The 22,868-nt window shown below is 69.4% G+C and carries 23 protein-coding genes and 1 pseudogene; 17 read left to right on the forward strand and 7 right to left on the reverse strand.

The genetic code is table 11. From position 1 onward, the window contains the following. Positions 1-26: 26 nt before the first annotated feature. Both L3Q65_RS40005 and L3Q65_RS40010 read right to left on the reverse strand, forming a co-directional pair. Positions 27-206, reverse strand: coding sequence for an LPXTG cell wall anchor domain-containing protein (locus tag L3Q65_RS40005; RefSeq protein ID WP_067588006.1), 180 nt, complete (start codon positions 204-206; stop codon positions 27-29). 21 nt (positions 207-227) lie between these two features. After that, positions 228-980, reverse strand: coding sequence for a choice-of-anchor P family protein (locus L3Q65_RS40010; RefSeq protein WP_304504537.1), 753 nt, complete (start codon positions 978-980; stop codon positions 228-230). A gap of 391 nt (positions 981-1,371) precedes the next feature. Between L3Q65_RS40010 and xrtP the strand changes: the two genes are divergently transcribed. Both xrtP and L3Q65_RS40020 read left to right on the forward strand, forming a co-directional pair. Then, entirely contained in the window at positions 1,372-1,878 is a 507-nt protein-coding gene (xrtP, locus tag L3Q65_RS40015) for an exosortase P (protein WP_182894613.1), read from the forward strand. 53 nt (positions 1,879-1,931) lie between these two features. Beyond that, on the forward strand, positions 1,932-3,260 hold the full coding sequence (locus L3Q65_RS40020; protein ID WP_182894686.1) for a glycosyltransferase: 1,329 nt from the start codon (positions 1,932-1,934) through the stop codon (positions 3,258-3,260). Positions 3,261-3,306: 46 nt separating this feature from the next. On the opposite strand, the gene L3Q65_RS40025 is transcribed toward L3Q65_RS40020, so the two are convergent. Further along, the gene (locus L3Q65_RS40025) at positions 3,307-5,223 is read right to left on the reverse strand and encodes a peptidoglycan recognition family protein (RefSeq protein WP_237597974.1); all 1,917 of its coding nucleotides are present in this window, start codon (positions 5,221-5,223) and stop codon (positions 3,307-3,309) included. A gap of 311 nt (positions 5,224-5,534) precedes the next feature. On the opposite strand from L3Q65_RS40025, the gene groES reads away from it, so the two are divergent. After that, entirely contained in the window at positions 5,535-5,864 is a 330-nt protein-coding gene (gene groES / locus L3Q65_RS40030; RefSeq protein ID WP_020662728.1) for a co-chaperone GroES, read from the forward strand. Between the two features lie 98 nt (positions 5,865-5,962). Beyond that, on the forward strand, positions 5,963-7,576 hold the full coding sequence (gene groL, locus L3Q65_RS40035; RefSeq protein ID WP_237597975.1) for a chaperonin GroEL: 1,614 nt from the start codon (positions 5,963-5,965) through the stop codon (positions 7,574-7,576). A gap of 222 nt (positions 7,577-7,798) precedes the next feature. Here the strand turns inward: groL and L3Q65_RS40040 are convergent, their stop codons facing one another. After that, positions 7,799-8,539, reverse strand: coding sequence for an SDR family NAD(P)-dependent oxidoreductase (locus L3Q65_RS40040; protein WP_182894610.1), 741 nt, complete (start codon positions 8,537-8,539; stop codon positions 7,799-7,801). Between the two features lie 93 nt (positions 8,540-8,632). Here L3Q65_RS40040 and L3Q65_RS40045 point away from each other — a divergent pair, with 93 nt between their 5' ends. Further along, complete coding sequence (locus tag L3Q65_RS40045) at positions 8,633-9,274, forward strand: TetR/AcrR family transcriptional regulator (protein WP_182894609.1); 642 nt, start codon at positions 8,633-8,635, stop codon at positions 9,272-9,274. Positions 9,275-9,280: 6 nt separating this feature from the next. On the opposite strand, the gene L3Q65_RS40050 is transcribed toward L3Q65_RS40045, so the two are convergent. Then, positions 9,281-9,583 carry a WhiB family transcriptional regulator gene (locus tag L3Q65_RS40050; protein ID WP_037816439.1) on the reverse strand — a complete coding sequence of 101 codons (303 nt, stop codon included), beginning with the start codon at positions 9,581-9,583 and terminating at the stop codon, positions 9,281-9,283. A gap of 247 nt (positions 9,584-9,830) precedes the next feature. On the opposite strand from L3Q65_RS40050, the gene L3Q65_RS40055 reads away from it, so the two are divergent. The 6 genes and pseudogenes from L3Q65_RS40055 to L3Q65_RS40080 all read left to right on the forward strand — a co-directional run bounded on the left by L3Q65_RS40055 (position 9,831) and on the right by L3Q65_RS40080 (position 14,848). Next, positions 9,831-10,736, forward strand: coding sequence for a MerR family transcriptional regulator (locus L3Q65_RS40055; RefSeq protein ID WP_182894608.1), 906 nt, complete (start codon positions 9,831-9,833; stop codon positions 10,734-10,736). A gap of 69 nt (positions 10,737-10,805) precedes the next feature. Then, positions 10,806-11,033: pseudogene (locus L3Q65_RS47725) on the forward strand (hypothetical protein); the annotation flags it as partial. A 1,028-nt stretch (positions 11,034-12,061) separates the two neighbouring features. Further along, entirely contained in the window at positions 12,062-12,658 is a 597-nt protein-coding gene (locus L3Q65_RS40065; RefSeq protein ID WP_020662719.1) for a response regulator transcription factor, read from the forward strand. A 322-nt stretch (positions 12,659-12,980) separates the two neighbouring features. Beyond that, positions 12,981-13,553, forward strand: coding sequence for a sigma-70 family RNA polymerase sigma factor (locus L3Q65_RS40070; protein ID WP_037816212.1), 573 nt, complete (start codon positions 12,981-12,983; stop codon positions 13,551-13,553). Continuing rightward, positions 13,554-14,492: an anti-sigma-D factor RsdA gene (locus tag L3Q65_RS40075; RefSeq protein ID WP_182894607.1), complete on the forward strand. Its 939-nt coding sequence runs from the start codon at positions 13,554-13,556 to the stop codon at positions 14,490-14,492. Between the two features lie 62 nt (positions 14,493-14,554). Further along, the gene (locus L3Q65_RS40080) at positions 14,555-14,848 is read left to right on the forward strand and encodes a hypothetical protein (protein WP_182894606.1); all 294 of its coding nucleotides are present in this window, start codon (positions 14,555-14,557) and stop codon (positions 14,846-14,848) included. 123 nt (positions 14,849-14,971) lie between these two features. Here the strand turns inward: L3Q65_RS40080 and L3Q65_RS40085 are convergent, their stop codons facing one another. Beyond that, positions 14,972-15,367 (reverse strand): DUF5319 domain-containing protein, encoded by a 396-nt coding sequence (locus tag L3Q65_RS40085; protein ID WP_009072430.1) that lies wholly within the window; start codon positions 15,365-15,367, stop codon positions 14,972-14,974. A gap of 139 nt (positions 15,368-15,506) precedes the next feature. Between L3Q65_RS40085 and guaB the strand changes: the two genes are divergently transcribed. Both guaB and L3Q65_RS40095 read left to right on the forward strand, forming a co-directional pair. Further along, entirely contained in the window at positions 15,507-17,018 is a 1,512-nt protein-coding gene (gene guaB / locus L3Q65_RS40090) for an IMP dehydrogenase (protein WP_237597977.1), read from the forward strand. Between the two features lie 70 nt (positions 17,019-17,088). Next, entirely contained in the window at positions 17,089-17,514 is a 426-nt protein-coding gene (locus L3Q65_RS40095; RefSeq protein WP_237597978.1) for a DUF3574 domain-containing protein, read from the forward strand. Here the strand turns inward: L3Q65_RS40095 and L3Q65_RS40100 are convergent. Further along, on the reverse strand, positions 17,466-18,701 hold the full coding sequence (locus tag L3Q65_RS40100) for an MFS transporter (RefSeq protein ID WP_182894603.1): 1,236 nt from the start codon (positions 18,699-18,701) through the stop codon (positions 17,466-17,468). The two genes, L3Q65_RS40095 and L3Q65_RS40100, sit on opposite strands and share 49 nt — an antisense overlap. A gap of 171 nt (positions 18,702-18,872) precedes the next feature. On the opposite strand from L3Q65_RS40100, the gene L3Q65_RS40105 reads away from it, so the two are divergent. From L3Q65_RS40105 to L3Q65_RS40115, 4 genes are all read left to right on the forward strand, one after another. After that, the gene (locus tag L3Q65_RS40105; RefSeq protein WP_037368701.1) at positions 18,873-20,012 is read left to right on the forward strand and encodes a GuaB3 family IMP dehydrogenase-related protein; all 1,140 of its coding nucleotides are present in this window, start codon (positions 18,873-18,875) and stop codon (positions 20,010-20,012) included. A 176-nt stretch (positions 20,013-20,188) separates the two neighbouring features. Further along, complete coding sequence (locus tag L3Q65_RS47445; protein ID WP_255751231.1) at positions 20,189-20,320, forward strand: hypothetical protein; 132 nt, start codon at positions 20,189-20,191, stop codon at positions 20,318-20,320. A gap of 60 nt (positions 20,321-20,380) precedes the next feature. Continuing rightward, on the forward strand, positions 20,381-22,087 hold the full coding sequence (locus tag L3Q65_RS40110) for a GMC family oxidoreductase (protein ID WP_182894601.1): 1,707 nt from the start codon (positions 20,381-20,383) through the stop codon (positions 22,085-22,087). Positions 22,088-22,101: 14 nt separating this feature from the next. Then, positions 22,102-22,791, forward strand: a complete 690-nt coding sequence (locus L3Q65_RS40115; RefSeq protein WP_182894600.1) for a maleylpyruvate isomerase family mycothiol-dependent enzyme — start codon at positions 22,102-22,104, stop codon at positions 22,789-22,791. The last annotated feature ends 77 nt before the right edge of the window (positions 22,792-22,868 follow it).

The following is a 22,868-nucleotide window of genomic DNA, read 5'->3' on the forward strand; positions in this document are numbered from 1 at the left end:
GGGATCGGGCCGGCAGCCCGGATTCTTCAGCCGTCCAGGCGGGAGAACCGCCGATTCCGGCGGCGGACGGCGATCAGAGCGGCGATCCCGAGGATCACCAGCGCCACGCCGACCGCGAGCCACCAGCCGACGTCAGCGCCAGTGGCGGCGAGGGTACCCACCCCGCCACCGGCCACGCCGACCCCGGCGCCAGGCATCTTGTACATCGCTCCATCACCTCACCGGGGTCAGGCAGCCGAACGACGCCGGGAGAAGCGCAGGCCGACCGGCACCGCGATCGCGGCGACCACGCCGAACCCGATCCACATGCCCGCGCCCGAGGCGAGCGGCATCGGCGGGGCGGCCGGGCCGCAGGTCGCCGAGGACAGGATCACGTCGCCCGAGCCGAGCGCGCCCAGCGCGTCGCCGCCGAGCAGTTTCAGGTGCAGGGCGTTGACGGTGAGGCTGCCGTCCTTGTTCTTGATCTGCTCGTTCAGGATCAACGTCGCCACGTGCAGCGGGCCGACCTGGACCTTCAGTTCGGTGTTCGCCGCCGGGGTGGCGTCGACGTTGCCGAGGCTGCCGAGGTTCGCGCCGACCAGCGTCGTGCTGCCCTTGACGCCTTCCTGGGTCGCGGTGCAGACGGCTTCGACCGCCTTGGCACCCACATTGCCCACGGCGGCTTTGAGCAGCGGCAGTCCGACGTCGGCGACGGACGCCTTCGACGTGACCGCGCCGGAGTTGTCGTCGCGCACGGCGGACGTCTTGATCACGCCGGTGGTGAGCACGCCGGGAACGTTCGCGGAGACCGCGGTGCTTTCCGTCGGGCCGTTGGTGTTCGCGGCCGCGAGCGGGCCGAGGTGCACCGCGGGCTGGCCGAGCAGCGTCACGTCGACGTTGACGCCGTAGGCCGACCCGTCGCCGGGAGCGGCGCTGGCCGGAGCGGCTCCGGCCAAGGCGATGCTCGCCACGACAACGGCGAGCATTCCGCCTCGTCGCACGAGGTGTCTCTTCACTGGTCCTCCGATTTTTCTCAGGGCGAGCCGCTGCACGGACGAATCCCGGTGAGCAAGAGTCGGCACGCGGATCGGTTATCGCCGGAGGTTTCCGAAATAGCACAGTTTTTGCCCTCAATCACCACATCGGGTGATAAGAATTCGCTTTTCCCCAGGTTGCGTGAAGCATCACTCCAACGGAGTAGCAAGCTTGCGTAAGAATATGCCGAAAGCTGCTCGGGTGTCCCCGGAATGGGACTGCCCGGCGCAGGGCGGAAGCCGCCGCGGACACGACCGTGGCCGGGTCCGCCCCGGTTCCGCTGGGTTTCTTCTCGAGAGGGTCGTCGTGACAGCAGTCAACGCGCCGGTGTCAGGCGCATCCCGGTTTCCGCTGCGTATGGCGGTGTTCGGGGTGCTCGCCGCGGGGGTGGTGCTGGTGCTCGTGGAACGCGGGTACCGGGAACTGGAGGTGCAATTGGCCGGGGTCATCCTCCGGGTCATCACCTCATCGGGGGTCTATGTGGCCGGAAACCGGGAATCGGTCTACTTCGGGTTGTCCGGCGATACTCCATTCGGGTTGCGGATGACTCCGGAATGCTCGTCGGTATTCCTTCTGCTGCCGTTGCTTTTAGTAACCGCCGCACTTCTGTGGTTCCGGCCACAGAATGCCCGCAGGCTCTTTTTCTCGCTGGGAATTTCCGCGATCACGGTGATTCTGGTTAATCAGTTACGGATTCTCACCATCGTCGGGCTCGTCAACGGGCTCGGCACCGACGAGGGCTACTACTGGGGCCACACGCTGCTCGGTTCGCTGGTCAGCGTCATCGGCGGCGCGATCTCGCTGGTGCTGTTCGTGTGGCTGGCGACGCGGAAGACGAAGGCTGAGAAACGGGCCGCGGCGTGAGCAGCTCCGGCCTGAAGATCCTGCTGTCGGTCACGCAGGCGTTCGCGCTCACCATGAGCGTCGCGTTCCTCGTGTACGTCGTGGTGATCGTCGTGCCGTACCTGCGCCGCAAGCCCGCTCCGGTCGGCGATCCGGCCGACTTTTCCTGGCACTTCTTCGTCCCCTGCCGCGACGAGGAGGTGGTGATCCGCGAGACGGTGAAGTACCTGCGCAGCACCTTCCGCCGCGCGCACGTGTGGGTCGTGGACGACGACTCCGACGACCGCACCGCCCGCGTCGTGCGCTCGGTGTGGCGGCGCAACGGCGGCTACGACCCGAATCTGCACCTCGTCGCGCGCCAGCGCCCGGAAGCGCGTACGGGCAAGGGAGACGCGCTCAACGCCGCCTACCGCGAGCTGGACGACTGGCTCGGTCCCGACGCGGACCGGGACCGGGTAGTGGTCGTGGTGGTCGACGCGGACGGCCGTCCCGCGCCCAACTGCCTCGAAGTATGCGCGGCAGACCATCTGTTCGGCGACGAAACCGTTGGTGCCGTTCAACTCGACGTCCGGATGAGCAACTTCCGCAGCCGACCGCCCGGTCGCACGTGGTTCTCCCGCGCCTTCGGGCTCAAGCTCGCCCAGTTGCAGGACTTGGAGTTCCGCACCGCGATCGCGGCGATCCAGACGTCGCGCGGCTTCACCGGCACGATCTCCATGGGCGGCAACGGACAGTTCACCCGGCTGTCCGCATTGGACTCGATCGCGGGCGACGAACTCGCTCCGTGGCGCGGTTCGCTGCTGGAGGACTTCGAACTCGGCGTGCACCTGCTCACCGCCGGCTGGCGCACCGGGTTCACGCCGGATTCTCATGTGGCGCAAGAAGGCCTGTACAGTCTTCGCCGCTTCCTGGTGCAGCGCACGCGCTGGGGTCAGGGGACCATGCAGTGCATGCGGTACCTGCGCCGGATCTGGGACTCGCCGCACGTGTCCACTTTGGGCGCCGCCGAGATGATGTACTACCTGGCGCAGCCCTGGATGCAGCTGCTCGGCTCGCTGCTGTACCCGGTTCCGTTCGTCATGCTGCTCGTGAGCACCGCGGGCGATCCGGGTCAGGTGTGGACGTGGTTCACCGGCGGCGCTTGGATCCTGTTCGCGATCTACGGTTCGTTCGGGCTGCTGCCGTTCGTGGTGTGGGGCCCGATCTATCAGATGAAATGCTTGCGCAGCAAGAATATCTTCCGCGGGCTCGGCATGGGCCTGCTGTACGCGGCCTACATCTACACCTTCTACATCACGTCCTGGCGCGCGCTGTTCCGGCTGGTGCGCGGTCGCAACGGCTGGGCCAAGACCCGGCGCAACACCGAGGCCAGCGCGGGCGTGAAGGTGGCTCTGGACTCGTGAGTGGCTGTGCCGGTTCTAACCGGCACAGCCACTCACGAGTCCGCGGTCAGGACGCCGGTTCGAGGTCGACGTCGTCGCGGCTGACGTAAGCCACGCGGTGGCCGAGCTGGATTTCCACGTACTTCGCCTTGCCCTTCACGACCTTGTTGGTCGCGACGTCGAAGGACGCCGAGTAGTACTCCGAGCCGGTCAGCCCGCCGACCGAGTACTTCTGGCCCGCGCCGAGCTGGTACGGCAACGGCTTGAGCTCCTGCACCGGAACGTCCTTCGGATACGCACTGGCCTCCGGGTACGCGCTCCCGTAGACCGGCACGGTCGCCTTGCCCTGCTTGGGAGTCGCGACGAATCCGTCCGCCGGATACGCGGTGGGCGCGTCGCCCGGGTTGCGGAACCAGCCCTTCTGGCCGAGGTACCAGATCGCGGTCCAGCCGTCCTTGGTGTCCGCGACGGCGTACTTCTGGCCGGTGGCCGCGCGGCTGCCGATGTCCGCGACATCCATTGTGGACGGATCAGGCCCGTGCATGCCAACATCGGACAGCAGCGGCGCGGACGAGCTCGGCTCGGTGTGCAGCACGACCGCCCCCGAACTCCGCTCCGGGCAAGGGTTTCCGGATCCGATCTTGTCGCAGCCGGTGAACGCCGGACGGTTGGCGGAGAACTCCGGCGCGATCATGACCAGCCCGGAATCCGGGTCGCCGCTGTGCTCCAGCGGGGTGCCGAGCAGGTCGAAGTAGTGCGCCCAGTCCCAGTACGGGCCCGGGTCCCAGTGCATGCTCTTGATCTTGTCCGCGTTCGGGCCGGGCACGTTGTCGTGGCCGAGGATGTGCGCCCGGTCGAGCGGAACGCCGAAGCGGTGCGCGAGGTAGCGCACGAGCTTCGCGGACTGGCGGTACATCGCCTCGGTGAACCAGGTGCCCTGCGCGGCGAAGCCCTCGTGCTCGACGCCGAGTGATTTCTCGTTCACGTACCAGTTCCCGGCGTGCCAGCCGACGTCCTTGGTCGGCACGTGCTGGGCGACCTGCCCGTCCGAGGAGCGGACCGTGTAGTGCCACGCGGTCTGGCCAGGGGTCTGGGCTTGCTTCATCACCGAGTCCCAGGAGCCCTCGGTGTCGTGGATGACGATGTAGTCGATCTTCTGGTCGCGCGGCCGGTCGGCCTTGTCGTAGTTGCCGTAGCTGTCGCCGATCTTCTGGAACGGCGCGGGCACCGATTCGCAGGACAGCGACCTCGGGCACTCGGTGGCCGGCGGCTTTCCGGCACGCAGGCCGAGACGGTCCGCTTGCGCGCGGTCCGGGGTGAGGCCGGAGGTCGCGGCGAGCTTGACGGCCTGCCCGTCATCGGTCGTACGCGCGACGCCGCTGGCGATGGTGGCGAAGACCTCGTCGGCGAACGTACGCGCGCCGGTGACGTCCTCCGGGCCGCTGTAGCGCGCGACGGCCCCGTACCAGTCCTTCGCGTTGTCGCTCTTGACGCCCAACTCTCGCTGGTACTCAGCCAGCAGTGCCGCTCCGCCGCGGATGTTCGCTTCGGCGTCCGTACGGAGCTTCGCTGCGTCGGTGTGCAGCAGTTCGGCGGCCTTGTCGATGGTCTGGCTGCCGGGCGGGGGAGTCGGGGCTTCGAGCGGCCGCAGGCGCAAGGCCGGGCGAGAGTCGTCGCCGCGCGGGTCTTCGTCGGGGTTGTCGAATTCGCTGGTCCGCAGGCCGGTGGTGCGGACGTCGGTGAGGTGCATCGGTCCGTACCCGGCGGCGGTGCTGGGCGCACCGGAATGAGTATCCCAGCGGGATTCCAGGTACGAGACGGCCAGCAGGACGTCCTCCGGGACGCCGAATTCGGAGGCTGCGCCGGCGAACGCGCGCTGGCGGGCTTCGTTGGCGGGCTGAGCGGAGGCGGGCACGGCGGCGGCGACCAATGCCAGCAGCCCGGTGGTGGCAGCGGCCAGGCGCCACGGGAGTGAGCGGGGCATAGAGGGCTCCAGGGGTGAGATGCCTGTCTGTGCGGATCCAACCAGCTGCCGGGGGAGTTAGTGGGGTTTATCCGCCGGATGCGGCCGAACGGGCACACGGCGATGCCCCGGCCGCCTGCCGCCCCGTGCCGGACGCTCGCTCGCGCCCTGGAACAAAGTGGCCGGTCAGCGGCTTCCGCCTGGCATTTCGCCAGGTCCGGCGGACCCTCCTTGCGAAGCTGGCACTCACATGGCTAGAGTGCTAATCGAACGGCCCGGACACGCCCCGGCACCCGCGACGGCGGGGGTGGTATGAGCCGTAACCAGTCATCATGCCGACGCTTTCGACGACCGTGGAGGTCAACCCGGTGAGCGTGAACATCAAGCCGCTCGAGGACAAGATCGTTGTCCAGACGAGCGAGGCCGAGGAGACGACCGCTTCCGGCCTCGTCATCCCCGACACCGCCAAGGAGAAGCCCCAGGAGGGCAAGGTTCTGGCCGTGGGCCCGGGCCGCATCGACGACAAGGGCAACCGCGTTCCGCTGGACGTGGCTGTCGGCGACGTCGTCATCTACTCCAAGTACGGCGGCACCGAGGTCAAGTACAACGGCGAGGACTACCTGATCCTCTCCGCCCGCGACGTGCTGGCCGTCATCAACTGACGCGTCACTCGCAGCGCAAGGACGCCCCGGGCCCCGCTCATGCCGGGGTGCGGGGCGTTTTGCGTCGCACGACAACCGAAAGGTAAGCGGAAAGCGTTATGCCCAAGCAGATCAGTTTCGACGAGGACGCTCGTCGCGCGCTCGAGCGCGGGGTGAACAAGCTCGCCGACGCGGTCAAGGTCACCCTCGGCCCGCGCGGTCGCCACGTCGTCCTCGACAAGAAGTTCGGCGGCCCGACGATCACCCTCGACGGCGTCACCGTCGCTCGTGAGATCGAGCTCGACGACCCGTTCGAGAACCTCGGCGCGCAGCTCGCGAAGAGCGTCGCCACCAAGACCAACGACGTCGCGGGCGACGGAACCACCACCGCCACGGTGCTGGCCCAGTCGCTGGTGAAGCACGGCCTGCGCAACGTCGCCGCCGGCGCCAACCCGACTTCGGTTGGCAAGGGCATCGAGGCGGCCGCGGAGAAGGTCATCGAGGTCCTCAAGGCCAAGGCCACCCCGGTCAAGGGCCGCGACAACATCGCCCAGGTCGGCACCGTCACCTCGCGTGACGCGACGATCGGCGCGCTGCTCGGCGAGGCCGTCGAGCGCGTGGGCGAGGACGGCGTGATCACCATCGAGGAGTCGTCCACGCTGGCGACCGACCTCGTGATCACCGAGGGCGTCCAGTTCGACAAGGGCTTCCTGTCGGCGCACTTCGCGACCAACCCGGAGGACCAGAAGGCGATCCTCGAGGACGCCTACATCCTGCTGCACCGCGAGAAGATCTCGGCGCTGGCCGACCTGCTCCCGGTGCTGGAGAAGGTCGTCGAGGCGAAGAAGCCGCTGCTCATCATCGCCGAGGACGTCGACGGCGAGGCGCTGTCCACCCTCGTGGTGAACTCGCTGCGCAAGACGATCACCGCGGTCGCGGTCAAGGCCCCGTTCTTCGGCGACCGCCGCAAGGCGTTCCTGGACGACCTGGCCGTTGTGACCGGCGGCGAGGTGATCTCCGCGGAGATCGGCCGCAAGCTGTCCGAGGTCGACCTCAGCTCGCTGGGCAAGGCCCGCCGGGTCGTCGTCACCAAGGACGACACGACGATCGTCGACGGCGCGGGCACCAAGGACGCCATCGCCGCGCGGACCGCGCAGATCCGCAAGGAGATCGAGACCACCGACTCCGACTGGGACCGCGAAAAGCTGCAGGAGCGGCTCGCGAAGCTCGGCGGCGGCGTGGCCGTGATCAAGGTCGGCGCGGCCACCGAGACCGAGCTGAACGAGCGCAAGCACCGCATCGAGGACGCCGTGGCTTCGACCAAGGCGGCCGTCGAAGAGGGCATCCTGCCCGGCGGCGGTTCGGCGCTGGTGCACGCGGTCAAGGAGCTCGAGGGCAACCTCGGCCTGACCGGCGACGAGGCGACCGGTGTCGCCATCGTCCGCGACGCGCTCACCGCCCCGCTGCACTGGATCGCGACGAACGCGGGCCACGAGGGCGCGGTCATCGTGAACAAGGTCCAGGAGCAGGGCTGGGGCCAGGGCTTCAACGCCGCCACCGGCGAGCTCACCGACCTGATCGCGGGCGGCATCGTCGACCCGGTCAAGGTGACCCGCTCGGCCGTCGCGAACGCGGCGTCCATCGCCCGGCTCGTGCTCACCACGGAGAGCTCCGTGGTCGAGAAACCGGTCGAGGAAGAGCCGGAGGCCGCTGGCCACGGGCACTCGCACTGACGCAAGTTGTTTTTGGCGGGGCGGCACTCCCTTGGGGGGGTGCCGCCCCGCTTCGCATGGCCTCCACAACTCCGCGGTGCTGTGGGGGTGCCGCCCCGCTTCGCATGGCCTCCACAACTCCGCGGTGCTGTGGACAACTGCGGTCGAGGACCGGGTCCCGGGTCGAGGGGCCGATAGAATTGGGCTGGGGCGTCCCCCCGTGGAGGGTGGGGGCTGGGCCGGTCAGGCCGTGAAGCCGCCGTCCACCGTGATCGACGTTCCGGTCAGATACCGGCCGTCCGGGCCTGCCAGGTACGCCACCGCGGCCGCGATGTCCGACGGATTTCCGTAGTGCCCCAACGCGATATGCGCCAGCTGGTCCCCGGAGTGCGGGCCGTCCGCCGGATTCATCTCGGTGTCCGTCGAGCCCGGGTGGACCACCATCGCCGTGATCCCGCGCGGTCCCAGGTCGCGCGCCAGGCCCTTGGTCATCCCCACCAGCGCCGCCTTGCTCGCCGCGTACACGCTCAATCCGACGAACGGCATGCGCTCCGCCAGGTCACTGCCGATCGACACGATCCGGCCGCCCTGCTTCATGTGCCGTGCCGCCGCCCGGGCCGCCACCAGCGGTGCCTTCACATGGATCGCCAGCGTGCGGTCGATCGTCTCCGTGGTCAGTTCGTCGATCGGCGCCGCCAGGAAGACCCCGGCGTTGTTCACCAGCACGTCCAGTCCGCCCAGTTCGGCCGCGGTCTGGTCGACCGCGCTGGTCACCGCGTCCGCGTCCGCGGCGTCGGCCTGGAGAGCGAGACCTCGCCTGCCGAATTTTTCGATGGACGCGACCACGTCCGCCGCCCGGTCCGCGGCGCGTTCGTAGGTGATCGCGACGTCTGCGCCGTCCTCGGCCAGCCGGAGCGCGATCGCCGCGCCGATGCCGCGGCTTCCGCCGGTGACCAGTGCGACCTTGCCGTCCAGGGTGCCCATGCCCCACCTCTTTCTGTAGTGATAACTAAATAAATAGCCGCGTACGATGGGCCAGGTCAAGACTTCTGTATCGCTCACTAAAGAAGGTGGTCCATGTCACCCCGCGGCCGCCCGCGCGCGTTCGACCGCGAGCATGCGCTCAACCAGGCCATGCTGGTGTTCTGGGAGCGCGGCTACGACGGTGCGTCGCTGGCGGAGCTGACCGAGGCGATGGGCATCAAGCCGCCAAGTCTGTACGCGGCCTTCGGGGACAAGGAAGCACTGTTCCGCGAAGCGATCGAGCACTACCAATCCGCGTACGGGCGGCACACGATGCGCGCGCTGACCGAAGAGCCGACGGCGCGCGCGGCGGTAGAAGCGATGCTTCGCGACAACGCTTGCGCGTACGTGGAGCCGGGGCATCCGAAGGGTTGCATGGTCGTTCTGGCGGCTACCAACTGCACGCCAGCCAATGCGTCCGTGTGGAAGTTTCTCGCTGCTTCGCGCGACGAAGTGCGACGCCAGCTTCGAGAGCGCCTTCGCCGTGGAGTGGAAGAAGGCGACCTCGCGGCCACAGTGGACATTGACGCGCTCAGCGCCCTGTACGCGACTGTCTTTTATGGACTGACCATGCAAGCGCGCGACGGCGTCAGCCTCGACTCGCTGATGACCGTCATCGACCTAGCACTCTCGATGTGGCCCGGAAACGGCGGAGGGGCGGCGTCCACTGTGGACACCGCCCCTTCCGCGCCGTGATGAAAGTCAGATGTGCGCCATGGTCAACGCGCGTTTGTCCTGTTTGATGATGTGGTCCCGTTCCGATTCGGACAGCCCGCCCCAGATGCCGTAGGGCTCGTGCACGGCGAGCGCGTGCTTGCGGCACATCTCCAGCACTGGGCACGACAGGCAGATCGCCTTGGCCCTGGCCTCGCGCCGTGCCCTCGCCGGTCCCCGCTCTCCGTCCGGGTGGAAGAAGGATCCGCTGTCCATCCCCCGGCACGACCCCTCCAGCTGCCAGTCCCACATGTCTGCGTTGGGGCCGGGGAGCCTGCGCGTGTCTGCCATCCTGACCGCCTCCGTCATCCGGTCGATGCCATTAGCTGCTCTGCTGTGGTGCCGATACTCCATTCGGTGCAACGGCGGTAACGTTAGAAGCGCGCCAATAGTTGTTCAATAGATCGGCGGCGATTCAGCCGTTAGGCATCCCCCAGATGTGTGAGCAGGGCTTTTGGCTCGGGTTGCCGGGACCGCGGACGGGCTGGATATTGACCGGGTGGGATCCGGATCAGGCGATGGAGAACCCACCCTGCCGGTGGCCTCGGTCGCCCGCCGGCTCGGTGTCGCGCCGTCCACCCTGCGTACTTGGGACCGCCGCTACGGTCTCGGTCCCAGTCGCCACACCGACGGCAGACATCGCCGCTACGGCAGCTCGGACATCGGCCGTCTCGAACTTATGCAGCGCGCGCTCCTTCGCGGCGCTTCAACGGCGGAGGCCGCGCAGTACGCGTTAGAGCAGATGCCGCGTGCGGACTTCGTGCCAGCGCCCGCCGAGCCTGCGGAAGCGACGGAGACCAAGGCGGCGGCTGACGACGTCGAAGTCCCTTCGCGGCTCGCGCGTCGTCTGAGCACCGCTGCGTTGGCCATGGACGTCGGCGCGGTACAGCGGATGCTCGTCGACGCCATTCGCGAGCTAGGTGTGCTTCAGGCGTGGTCGGGCGTCATTGATCCGGTCCTCACTGCACTCGGCGCGCGGTGGCGAGGCGTGCACGCGGGCGCGGAAGTGGAGTACCTGCTTGCTGAGTGCGTGTACGCGGCATTAGTGCGCGCGACGCCGGTCCTCGACGAGCCTCGCAATCAACGGCCGGTCCTTCTCGCGTGCGTGCCCGATGAACGAGACAACATGCCGGTGTACGCGCTCGCGGCCGCTCTCGCGGGGCGAAGGATCGGCGCGCAGCTCTTCGGCATTGCGCTGCCGCAAGAGGTGCTGGCGGTCGCGGTGCGGCGAAGCGCGCCCGCTGCGGTAGTGCTGTGGGCGAATCGGGCTGACGCGGACCCTCGGCTCTTCGCGCGCGTGTCGCGCGGACGGCAGCGGACTCGGCTGTTCGCCTGCGGCCCCGGCTGGGATCCGGCGCTGTTGCCGCCGAAAGTCGAGCTGCTGGCGGATCTTTCCGCGGCGGCTGACCGCGTGGAGCACGTTCTTGTCGGTGCTCCACGCTAGAAAGGTCGGGTGGACGAAGAAGCGCTGACGGCCCTCGCGTTCGGCCCGGACGCCGGGTCGGCGGACCCGATACCTCGCGACGGCTCGCCAAGGCAACGCCTCCTGGCGGCCATCGTGCTGGGCGCCCGCGGTCGATACGCGGCGGCCGCGGATTTGCTCGACCCGCTCCGGCGCGGCCGGGACCCGCTGACGGCTTCGCTGGCGGCGAGCACGCTCGCGTCCCATCGGCGGCAGTTGGGCGCTCACGTGGTGGCGCGGAAGCTCGATGGGGAGGCGCTGCTGGCGGTCGGGCTGCGCGGAGAGGGGGACCGTCGGGCTGCGACAGCTGGCGGCTCGGGAACGGCGGGTGGCGGCTTGGCTGCGGCTCGTGCGGGCTCGCGCGGCGTTGGCTCTGGTTCGGCTGGCGACGGAGCAGCGGCGGCGGGTGCGGCCGTGGGCTCCCGTGGCGTTGGCTCGGGTCGAGCTGGTGCCGGAGCAGCGTCGACGCGCGCGGGCGTTGGCTCGCGTGGCGGCGGCTCGAGCCGAGCTGGCACGGGAACGGATTCGCCTGCTCCGAAATCAACCCCGGCCGCCGCCGATTCCCCGCCATCCCCGCCTGCCACCGCGAGCCTCAGCGCATCCGCCAGTCCGGGCAGCCTCGTCACACCAACCGGAGACCCCCACGGACTGGACCTCCAAGGCGCCCGAGCCGACGCCCTCCTGGGCCTGGCCGCCGACAACCTCGCCATCGGCCGCATCTCCGCCGCCCGGCGCCTGGCCATCCGAGCGGCTCAGGCCGACCGGCGCTGGCGGGCGACCGTTCGCGGCGGCTGGGTGGGCGCCGAGATCGAGCTCGCCGACGGGCAGCCCGAAGCGGCCGTCGCCCCGGCCCGTCTCGCCTATGAGACCGCCGTCGCTCGTCACGCTCGGCGACACATCGTGAAGTCCGGCATCGTCCTCGGCGTCGCCCTGCTCGCCGCCCGGGAAAGCGGTGCCAGGGAGCTCGTTCTCGCAGCCGCCGCGGACGCCGAGAAATATGAACTAGATTCACTTAATTGGGTGGCCGCCCGCGTCGCCGCTGACCTGGACCCCGACCGGGCCGAGGAGTATCGATTCAGGAGTCGCCAGGTGTTGCACGCAGTGTTACGGCACGCGGATCCTTGCATGATGCGTATCGCACTTGAATCGCCGTGGGTGCCCGTCGGACCCGGGTAGGCCTGCGGGAACGGGCGTTCCGGCATCCGGGCTAAGAAACTTCAAAAAAAGCCACCGGATCGTGTCAAGGTTCGGGCTAAAGCGTCCGATAGGGGAAGTGGAATGTCACCCGGCTGCAGGAAGGAAACCCCGTGACGACGGTCTTGATCTGCGACGACCGACGCAGTGTCCGCGAAGGGCTCACCCGTGTGATGTCCGCGGTGCCTGGGGTCAGTCGCATCGACTGCGTAGCGCACGGTGACGAGCTGCTGGCCCGGTACACCCGTCAGCCGGTCGACGTCGTGCTGGTCGGAACGCAACGCGCGGTCCCGACAGGCGTCGAGGCCACCCGCCGGCTCGTCTCCGCGAACCCCCAGGCGAACGTCATCGTCTTCGGAGCCCCGGACGACGCGGGCAGCATCGCGGCCGCCATCGCCGGCGGAGCGCGCGGCTACCTGCGCTGGGACGCTTCGCGGCCCGAACTGGTCGCCGCGCTGGCGCACACCCTGGCCAGCACCTCGGTGCCCGCGCCGCGGCAGCCGTCCGACCCGGGCGTGCAGCTCACCGAGCGCGAGCTGCAGGTGCTGCGCGGCATGAGCCAGGGCAAGAGCAACGGCCAGATCGGCCGTGAGCTGTACCTCTCCGAGGACACGGTCAAGACGCACGCGCGGCGGCTGTTCCGCAAGCTCGGCGTCCGCGACCGCGCGCAGGCCGTGGCACACGGCTTCCGCCGCGGTCTCGTGTCCTGACCGAGGCGGGCAAGCCAATAACGGGACTTCCGATCCGATTCCCGCGGTGACGAACGGGCCAGGGCGAGCAAGCCCTGGCCCGTACCTGTTGTCCGGCTCCCGCCCTCGTGCCTCGCCCGCGTCCCCACCGCGTGACGGCACTGCCCCACCCCGTCTGCCTGCGACAATCGCCGCCCGGCCGCGTCCGGCGCGCCGGTCACCACCTCTGGCGGTTGTCTGGTAGGACTCCGACGGTACGGTAGCTGTGACCGGCGCAGGACGGGGACGACCACGCGCCGGATTCTTTGCACGCCTACACGTAACGCTGGGACTGTTGTCTGCGATGGCCACTGTGGGGGATGGACTGGACGAGCCGGTCGCCGCCGCTGTCGAGGGAGACCCTCAGGCAGTCGAGCGGTTGCTGGCCGCCATTCGTCCCCTTGTGGTGCGGTATTGCCGCGCCAGGGTTGGCAGGCAGGAGCGTTCGTTCGCTTCGGCAGACGACGTTGCGCAGGAGGTGTGTCTCGCGGTGCTTACGGCCTTGCCTTCGTACCGTGACCAGGGCCGCCCCTTTCTGGCGTTCGTCTACGGCATCGCCCAGCACAAGGTCGCCGACGCGCACCGCGCCGCGGCGCGCAACCGGGCGGAGCCGGTCGCCGAGATCCCTGACGAGATCGAGGTCGGCGTCGGCCCGGAGCAACGTGCTCTCCAGGGTGAGCTGAACGAGCGGATGGCGCAGTTGCTGCAGGTGCTGCCGGACAAACAACGGGAAATCGTCGTTCTGCGGGTCGTGGTCGGGCTGTCGGCGGAGGAGACGGCGGACGCCGTCGGTTCCACGCCGGGCGCCGTCCGCGTCGCTCAGCACCGGGCGCTCGCCCGGCTGCGCAAGGTGCTTGCCGCCGAGGAGGTGATCTGAGTGACCGATCGCGAAGACCGGGACAGAGACCTGTCACCTTCCGCGCAGGCCAGCGGCCTGACCGGGTACGAAGCGGAAGCCGACGGCGACCTCACGGCCATCCAGGCCGACGACGCGCTCCTCGACGCGCTCGGCGGGACCGATCCGGCTGTCGCCGACGGGCTCGGAGACCAGGAACTGAACGCGCTGCTGCTCGCGTGGCGCCGCGACATCGACAGCGAGCCGCTCGCCGAGCTGGTCGACGTCGACACCGCGGTCACCACGGTGAAGACCGCCACGCTGGCGCGCAAATACCAAAGCCGCGGCCGTCGCCGCCGCTATCTCGTGCCGGTGGCCGCCGCGTGCGCCGCCGCCGCGATCGCCTTCACCGGCACCGGGCTCGCCGCCCGGGACGCCCAGCCCGGCGACACGCTCTGGGGCCTCACGAAGGTGCTCTACGCCGACCACGCCCGCTCCGTCGAGGCCGCCGCCGCGGCGAAGCTCGACCTGGAGAAGGCGAACCTGGCGCTGGCCGACAACCGGCTCGCGGACGCCCGGCGCGCGCTCGCCGACGCGCAGGCCGCGCTCACCCAGGTCACCGACGCGGACAACCGCAACCAGCTGATGCAGCAGCACCGCGAACTGGCCGCGCAGCTCGGTCAGCCGACGGCCCCGCCCGCGGACCAGAAGCCTTCGTCGCCGCCCGCTGTTCCGCCCGCGCACGACCCGGTCAGCAGCGCGGCGCAGCCGCCCGGCCAGTCGACGTCGCTGCCGGGCACCGGCCACACCAACAACCCGCCGCCGGTCACCTCGGTGACGCCGCTGCCGCCGGTCACGTCCACGCCGAGTTCGCCGCCGCCGTCGCCGAGCGCCACCCCGAACGATCCGGGCACGGGCAGCAGCCCGCGCAACGAGTCGTCGCAAGGGGTGCAGGCCCCGAACGGCACCAGCGGCTCTTAGCTTTCCGAAGGTCCCGGCACGAACAGTGCCGGGACCTTCTTCGTATCTACGGGGAGAACGGGATGCTGGTTTTCGGGGAGCCCTACGAGACCGCGAGCGGAACGGTGCTGGTCACCGTCACGCGACAAGGCCGTCGAGGCGGGCCAGGACGAGCGGTCGGGCTGTACACGATCAACGCGGACGGCGTGACGTGGACGCCCGCGGTCGATCAAGGGCGGATTTCGCTGGTCGCCGTGTGCACCGGGCTCGTGGCGGCGGCGTTTTCGACGCTGGCCATGGTGCGTCGGCCGCCGTGGCCGAACCTGACCGAACGGGCGATGATCGCCCAGGCCGAGAGCGCGAAACGCCGGCGCTGACCGAGGTTGTCCACAAGTCGACATGCCTGTGGACAACCGCTGTGGACAACTTGTCCGCACACACGAAGAAGGCCCTGGTGGCCGAACTCACCAGGACCTTCTTTTCGACGCTGTGCGTAAGGCTCAGTACGCGCTTTCGTTCGCGGTGACGCCGTCCGCGAAACCGCGGCAGTAGTCCCAGCTCACGTAATCGGTCGGATTCGGATCGAACGCCGGCTCGTGCGGGCGCATCCGGCCGTCGGACAGCAACTGCTCCAAGCTCGCGCGCAGCAACGTCCAGTCGTGATAGTGGGGTTCGTCGCACTCGCCGCAGTCGACCACGATGCCGCGAACCCCGCGAGGCTCCAGCAGAGCCTGGTACACGGCGAGATCGGACAGGTCGGCCAGCAGCTCGGTGCGCTCGTCCGCGCTGATCGGCTCTTCCAGGTGGTCGTCGGGGTCGGGGATGGCCCGGGCCGGATCGTCCGGGTCGTCCGCGAACGGATCGGGGGGCAACACATCGTGCGGCACGGCCTGCACGCTACCCGCCGGGCCACCCGACCGGGCCAGGGCCCCGGCCCGGATATCATGAGGGGAAGGCCCGAGGCCCCTCGGCCCACGCCAGGCACCGCTGCCCGCGACTCCAGCCCACTCCCGCCAGGAAGGCCCTTCGCCCCTCATGACCAGCGAAAGCATCACCCCCGCAGTGCCCAGCAAGTTCGCGATGCTCGGCTTGACCTTCGACGACGTGCTGCTGCTGCCCGCGGAATCGGACGTGGTGCCCAGCGCGGTGGACACGAGCACGCAGCTCACCCGCAACATCAAGCTCAACGTTCCGCTGGTCTCCGCCGCGATGGACACGGTCACCGAGGCGCGGATGGCGATCGCCATGGCCCGCCAGGGCGGCATCGGCGTGCTGCAGCGCAACCTGCCGATCGAGGAGCAGGCGGCGGCGGTCGAGGTCGTGAAGCGGTCCGAGGCGGGCATGGTCACCGACCCGGTCACCTGCTCCCCGGACGACACCCTCGCCGAGGTCGACGCGCTGTGCGCGCGGTTCCGCATCTCCGGCGTCCCGGTCACCGACGCCTCCGGCGCGCTCGTGGGCATCATCACCAACCGCGACATGCGGTTCGAGGTCGACCACACCCGCCTGGTGAGCGAGGTCATGACCCGGACGCCCCTGGTGACCGCGCAGGTCGGCGTCACCGCGGAGGCCGCGCTGGGGCTGCTGCGCAGGCACAAGATCGAAAAGCTGCCGATCGTCGACGGCGCGGGCAAGCTGCGCGGCCTGATCACGGTCAAGGACTTCGTGAAGACCGACCAGTACCCGAAGGCCTCGAAGGACCCGGACGGCCGCCTCATCGTCGGCGCCGCGGTCGGCGTCGGCCCGGACGGGCACAAGCGCGCGATGGCGCTGGCCGAGGCCGGGGTGGACGTGCTGATGGTCGACACCGCGCACGGCCACTCGCGGGCGGTCATCGACGCGGTGCGGCTGCTGAAGAAGGAACTGGGTGAGACCGTCGACGTCGTTGGCGGCAACGTCGCGACGCGGGCCGGGGCCCAGGCGCTGGTCGATGCTGGCGCTGACGGGGTGAAGGTTGGCGTCGGACCGGGTTCGATCTGCACCACGCGTGTCGTCGCGGGGGTCGGTGTGCCGCAGATCTCCGCGATCTACGAAGCCGACCTGGCCTGCCGTCCGGCGGGCGTCCCGGTGATCGGAGACGGCGGCATCCAGTACTCGGGCGACATCGCGAAGGCCATCGCGGCCGGTGCGTCCACCGTGATGCTGGGCAGCTTGCTCGCGGGCACCGCGGAATCGCCGGGCGATCTGATCCTGGTGAACGGCAAGCAGTTCAAGGTCTACCGCGGCATGGGCTCGCTGGGTGCCATGCAGTCGCGCGGCGAGGCGAAGTCGTACTCCAAGGACCGCTACGCCCAGGACGACGTGCTGTCCGACGACAAGCTGGTGCCGGAGGGCATCGAAGGCCGGATCCCGTTCCGCGGGCCGCTGTCGAACGTGGTCCACCAGCTGACTGGCGGACTGCGTTCGGGGATGGGCTTCACTGGGGCGCGCACGATCGCGGAACTGCAGGAGCGGCAGCTTGTCCGGATCACCGCGGCCGGGCTGAAGGAAAGCCACCCGCACGACATCACGATGACGGTCGAGGCCCCGAACTACACGACCCGCTGATCGACCCTGTTCGCCCGCTCCGCCTTCCCGCCACACTGGATCTCCAGGTGACGGCGAGGGGAGCGGGCGAATGCGGTTTTCCCGGAGGTTCGTGCTGACGGCGGCAGCGGCGATGGTGCTCGGGGGAGGGGTCACGGCTGCTTCCGCGGCGACGACGGCTTCGCCGGACAGCTCACTGTGGAAACGCACCGAGCTGTACTTCGGGACCTCGAAGCCCGGCGGCGGCGAGGTCAGCGAGAAGGAGTTCGCGGACTTCTCGGCGAAGGACATCACGCCGCGTTTTCCGGACGGTTTCACCCAGCTCGAGGGCACCGGTCAGTGGCGGTCCGGCGGCGGCGAGGTCGTCCGGGAACATTCGATCGTGCTCGTCGTGCTGTACCCGCCGACGAACCAGCACGCGAACGAAGACCTCGAACAGATCCGCACCGACTACAAGCACCTGTTCGATCAGGAATCCGTGCTGCGGACCGATTCCACCGCGCGTGTCTCGTTCTGAACGCGGTTCCATCCAAGCAGCAGCAACGGCGTCGCCAGCATCAACGCGCCTGCCAGCCCGAGTGCGCCGCGCGTGCCCAGCCACGTCGCCACCAAGCCCCACAGCAGCGTCAGCCCGGCAGTGCTGGCGCTGCTGCTGATCCGCCACGCGGACAGCATCCGGCTCACGTACCCGTCTTCGGTTTCCTCGAGCCGGTACGTCGCGAGGACCGTGTTGTACGCCGCCGCGCAGACGATCAGGCCGAACTCCACCGCCATCACCCAGAACAGCCCGCCGATCCCGGGCGGCACGAATGCCAGCAGCACGACCCAGCATGTCCGGATCGTGCCGATGATCGGCAGCAGCCGCACCCGGCCGTAGCGCGGCACCAGCCTGCGGGCGAGCCGAGAGCCGACGAGACCGCCGAGGCACGGGACGCCGAACGCGAGCCCGTACTGCCACGTCGGCAGGCCGAGTTCGCCGAGCAGCAGCACCGCCAGCACTGGTGAGGTGGCCATGATCAGGCCGTTGACCAGGCAGGAGTTGAGGAACAGCTTCCGCAGCCGGGCGTGCCGGAACACGTAGCGCCAGCCTTCGACGAGGTCTGCGGCGCGGAAGGCGGCGGGGCGGGCCGGTTGGGGCTCGCGGGTGCGGATCGTCGAGAGCGAGAACGCGGACAACAGGTAGCTGAGCGCGTCGAGAAGAACAGTGGCCAGCGGGCCGAAGAACCCGATCGCCACGCCGCCAGTCGGCGGGCCGAGCGCGGTCGCGGTCCACAGTGTCGTCTCGAACCGGCCGTTCGCGGTGAGCAGGTCTGGACCAGCCGCCAGTGATTTCAGATACGCGCCGCTCGCCGAGGTGAACGCGATGTTCGCCGCCGCCACGAGCACCGAGACCGCCACGAGCTGGGCGAATGTCAGCAGGTCCAGCAGATACGCGGGCAGCAGCGTGAGCAGGGCGGCGAACCGGACGAGGTCCATCGCGATCAGCACCGGTCGTTTCCGCCGGAATTCGACCCACGGACCGAGCGGGAGCGCGGCCAGCGAGCCCGCCGCCAGACCGGCTCCGGCCAGCAGCGACACCTGCGCGGCACTGCTGTGCAGCACCCGCACCGCGATGATCGAGAAGGCGTCGAGGGCGAAGTAGGTGCCCGCGACACTGACCGCGTACGCCAGCCACAGCCGGTGAAAGTCCTTGCCCAGCGCCAAATTCGTCCCCCTCGCTCAGCCGGGCAGCCAACCACCCGCCCACGCCGGTGGCAAACAACCGCGCGCACAACCGGTGGTTGTCGCCACCGCAACGGTCCCCCGCGCGCAGGTCACCCGCGCCGACTCGCGACAATGGATCGCGAAGGCGGTAGGCGCGAGAAGGGACATCACGTGCGGGATCTGGTCGAGATCGGCATGGGCCGCACGGCGCGGCGGGCGTATGACCTCGATGACGTGGAGATCGTGCCGTCGCGGCGGACGCGGTCCTCGTCGGTGGTGTCCACTGCTTGGCAGATCGACGCGTACCGGTTCGACCTGCCGCTGGTCACCCACCCGACGGACGCGATCGTGTCGCCGGGGACCGCGGTGGCGATCGGCGAACTGGGCGGCCTCGGCGTGCTCAACGCCGAAGGGCTGTGGGCCCGGCACGCGAACGTCGAGGAGGCGATCTTCCGCCTCGTGCGCGCGGCCGAGGACAGCGACGACCCGGCGGCGGTCGTGCGCGAGCTGCAGGAGCTGCACTCCGCGCCGATCCGCCTCGACCTGCTGACCGAGGCGATCAAGACCGTCCGCGAATCCGGAGTGACGGTCGCCGCGCGGGTCAGCCCGCAGCACGCCGCCGAGCTGACGCCGGACCTGATCGCCGCGGGCGTCGAGATCCTGGTCGTGCAGGGCACGATCATCTCCGCCGAGCACGTGCAGCGCGACGCGGAACCGCTCAACCTCAAGGAGTTCATCGGCCGCCTCGACGTGCCGGTGATCGCGGGCGGCGTGAGCGACTACCGCACGGCCATGCACCTGATGCGCACCGGCGCGGCGGGCGTCATCGTCGGCCACGGCTACACCGAGGGCGTCACCAGCACCGACCGCGTGCTCGGCATCGGCACCCCGATGGCGACGGCGATCGTGGACGCGGCCGCCGCGCGCCGCGACTACCTCGACGAGACCGGCGGCCGCTACGTGCACGTCCTCGCCGACGGCGGCATCACGACGTCCGGCGACATCGCGAAGGCGATCGCCTGCGGCGCGGATGCGGTCATGCTCGGAGCCCCGCTGGCGACCGCGTCGGACGCTCCGGGCCAGGGCCTCTACTGGACCGCTGCGGCGGCTCACCCGTCGCTGCCGCGCTCGCGCGTGGTGGCCGGCCCGGACTCGGACTACGCGGTGGACCTGAAGACGCTGCTGTTCGGTCCGTCCTCGGACGCGGAGGGCGTGGTGAACCTGTTCGGCGCGCTGCGCCGCGCGATGGCCAAGACGGGGTACTCGGACCTGAAGGAGTTCCAGCGCGTCGGGCTGACCGTGCGCGGCTGAGGTACTCGCGAAGAAGGCCCCCTTCATGGGGGCCTTTTTTGTGCCCGCAGGTACCCGATGCGTCATTCTCCGTTATACTTTCGTTATCTTTGGAGTTCCGGTGTCGCACCTGAAGGGTGAGCGGATGGCACTGCTGGGGGAGTCCGCGTCGACCTGGTGGCTCGGCGGCATTCGTGGTGGGCAGCCTGCTGATCCGGCTGCTCGCGCTGGTCGTGGCGTTGCGCGGGACGGTGCCGGCGGAGCGGCCCGCCATCATCCGGGCGCTCGGCGAGCTGTTCCGGTTCGCGCCGCGGCGCAAGACGCGTTGAGGTAACTCGTCAGTAACTTAACTCTGGCCTGGCGGCTCCCCGAGGGTTACCCTCTTTCCTGTGACTGCCAGTAACACCACCACCGCGCGGCAAGAACCCGACTACGACGTCCTCGTGGTCGGTTCCGGGTTCGGCGGCAGCGTCGCGGCGTTGCGGCTGACCGAGAAGGGCTACCGCGTCGCGGTGGTCGAGGCGGGCAGGCGCTTCGCCGACGACGAGTTCGCCAAGACGTCCTGGGATCTCAAGCGCTACCTCTGGGCCCCGCAGCTCGGCTGTTACGGCATCCAGCGCATCCACATGCTCAACGACGTGATGGTGCTGGCGGGCGCCGGCGTCGGCGGCGGTTCGCTGGTCTACGCGAACACGCTGTACCGCCCGCTCAAGCCGTTCTACCAAGACCGGCAGTGGGCGCACATCACCGACTGGGAAAGCGAACTCGCGCCGCACTACGACCAGGCCAGCCGCATGCTCGGCGTCGTCACGAACCCGACGATCACGCCGTCCGACGTGGTGATGCGGGACGTCGCGAAGAAGATGGGCGTCGAGGATTCGTTCCACGCCACGCCAGTCGGGGTGTACTTCGGCAAACCGGGCGAGACGGTGAAAGATCCGTTCTTCGGCGGAGCCGGGCCGGACCGGGTCGGGTGCACCGAATGCGGTTCGTGCATGACCGGCTGTCGCGTCGGCGCGAAGAACACGCTGGTGAAGAACTACCTGTACCTCGCGGAAAAAGACGGCGCACAGGTGATTCCGCTGACCACGGTGACGTCGGTGAACCCGCTCGGCGACGGTTACGAGATCACGCTGCAGAAGACCGGCACGCGTTCGCGGCGGTTCCGGACCACGGTCACGGCAGCTCAGGTGGTGTTCGCCGCGGGCACCTGGGGAACGCAGAACCTGTTGCACCGCATGAAGGACACCGCCGCGCTGCCGAAGCTGTCCGGCAAGCTCGGCGAGCTGACCCGGACGAACTCCGAGGCGATCATCGGCGCGGCGCGGACCGCGGTGGACCCCGAACAGGACTTCAGCCGCGGGGTCGCGATCACCTCGTCGATCCATCCGGACGAGAACACGCACATCGAACCGGTGCGGTACGGCAAGGGCAGCAACGCGATGAGCCTGCTGCAAACCGTGGCCACCGACGGGTCTTCGAGCGTTCCGCGCTGGCGGCAGGCGCTCACGTTCCTGGTCAAACACCCGGTGCAGTCGGCGAAACTGCTGAACGCGTACCGGTGGAGCGAGCGCACGGTGATTCTGCTGGTGATGCAGAGCCTCGACAATTCCATCACCACCTACACCCGGCGCGGCCTGTTCGGGCGGCGGAAGTACACGTCGAAACAGGGCCACGGCGAGCCGAACCCGAGCTTCATCCCGGCCGGGCACGAGGCGAACGTCCTTACCGCGGAACGGATCGGCGGCATGCCGGGCGGCACCTGGGGCGAGGTCTTCGACATCCCGCTCACCGCGCACTTCATCGGCGGCGTGCCGATCGGCGACAGCGCCGACACCGGCGTCATCGACCCCTACCACCGGGTTTACGGCTATCCCGGACTGTCCGTTGTGGACGGTTCGGCGATCACCGCGAACCTCGGCGTGAACCCGTCGCTCACCATCGCCGCGCAGGCCGAGCGGGCGTTCTCGTTCTGGCCCAACAAGGGCGAGGCCGACGAGCGCCCGGAGCAGAGCAGCGGATATGCCCGGATGGAGCCGGTCGCACCGAAGAACCCGGCGGTTCCGGCGAACGCGCCCGCGGCACTGCGCCGCTGACCTAAGCTCGTGCGGTGACGACTGCGGCGCTGGACCGGATCCGGGAACTGCACGACGAATGGGCTCGAGTCGCCGAGGCCATGCCGGCTTCGGCGTTCGGCGAGCCGAGCGCGCTGCCCGGCTGGACGCGCGCGCATCTGCTCACCCATCTCGCGCGTAACGCCGACGCCCTCGGCAACCTGCTGACCTGGGCGGAAACCGGGGTCGAGCGGTCGATGTACGGCCCGGGCAACGCGCGGGACGACGACATCGAGGCTGGCGCTGGCCGTGCTCCGGCGGAAATCGTGGCCGATCTGGTGGCGTCCGGGAAGCGGCTGACCGACCACGCCGCACGGCTGTCGGACGACGCTTGGTCCGCGCCCGTCCGGCACCGGCACGGCGGCCAGTTGACCGGCGCGGACGTGCTCACCCTGCGGCTGTCCGAGACCACGATCCACCTCGCCGACCTCGACGCCGGCCACGATCTCGACAGCGCCACCGCATTGCTCGGGGGCCATCTCGAAGCGGTGGTAGGAACGCTGATCCGGATGTGCCCGCGTCCGTTGCCTTCGTTCCGCATCAGCGACGGCGTCCGCACTTGGCCCCTCGGCGAAGGCGGCGATCTCGTCACCGGCACGCCGGGCACGGTCCTGGCTTGGCTGACCGGTCGCGGCGGCAGTTCCGCGCTTTCCGGGCCGGTGCCGGAGATGGCACCGCTGATCTGATTCAGCTGGGCTGCCGGTCGGGTGTCCAGTGCCCTGGGGCCGGTCACGGATCCTCGATCCTTGCACCGTAAGTGGCG

The organism is Amycolatopsis sp. FU40 (genome assembly GCF_021903635.1).
GTDB lineage: Bacteria > Actinomycetota > Actinomycetes > Mycobacteriales > Pseudonocardiaceae > Amycolatopsis > Amycolatopsis dendrobii.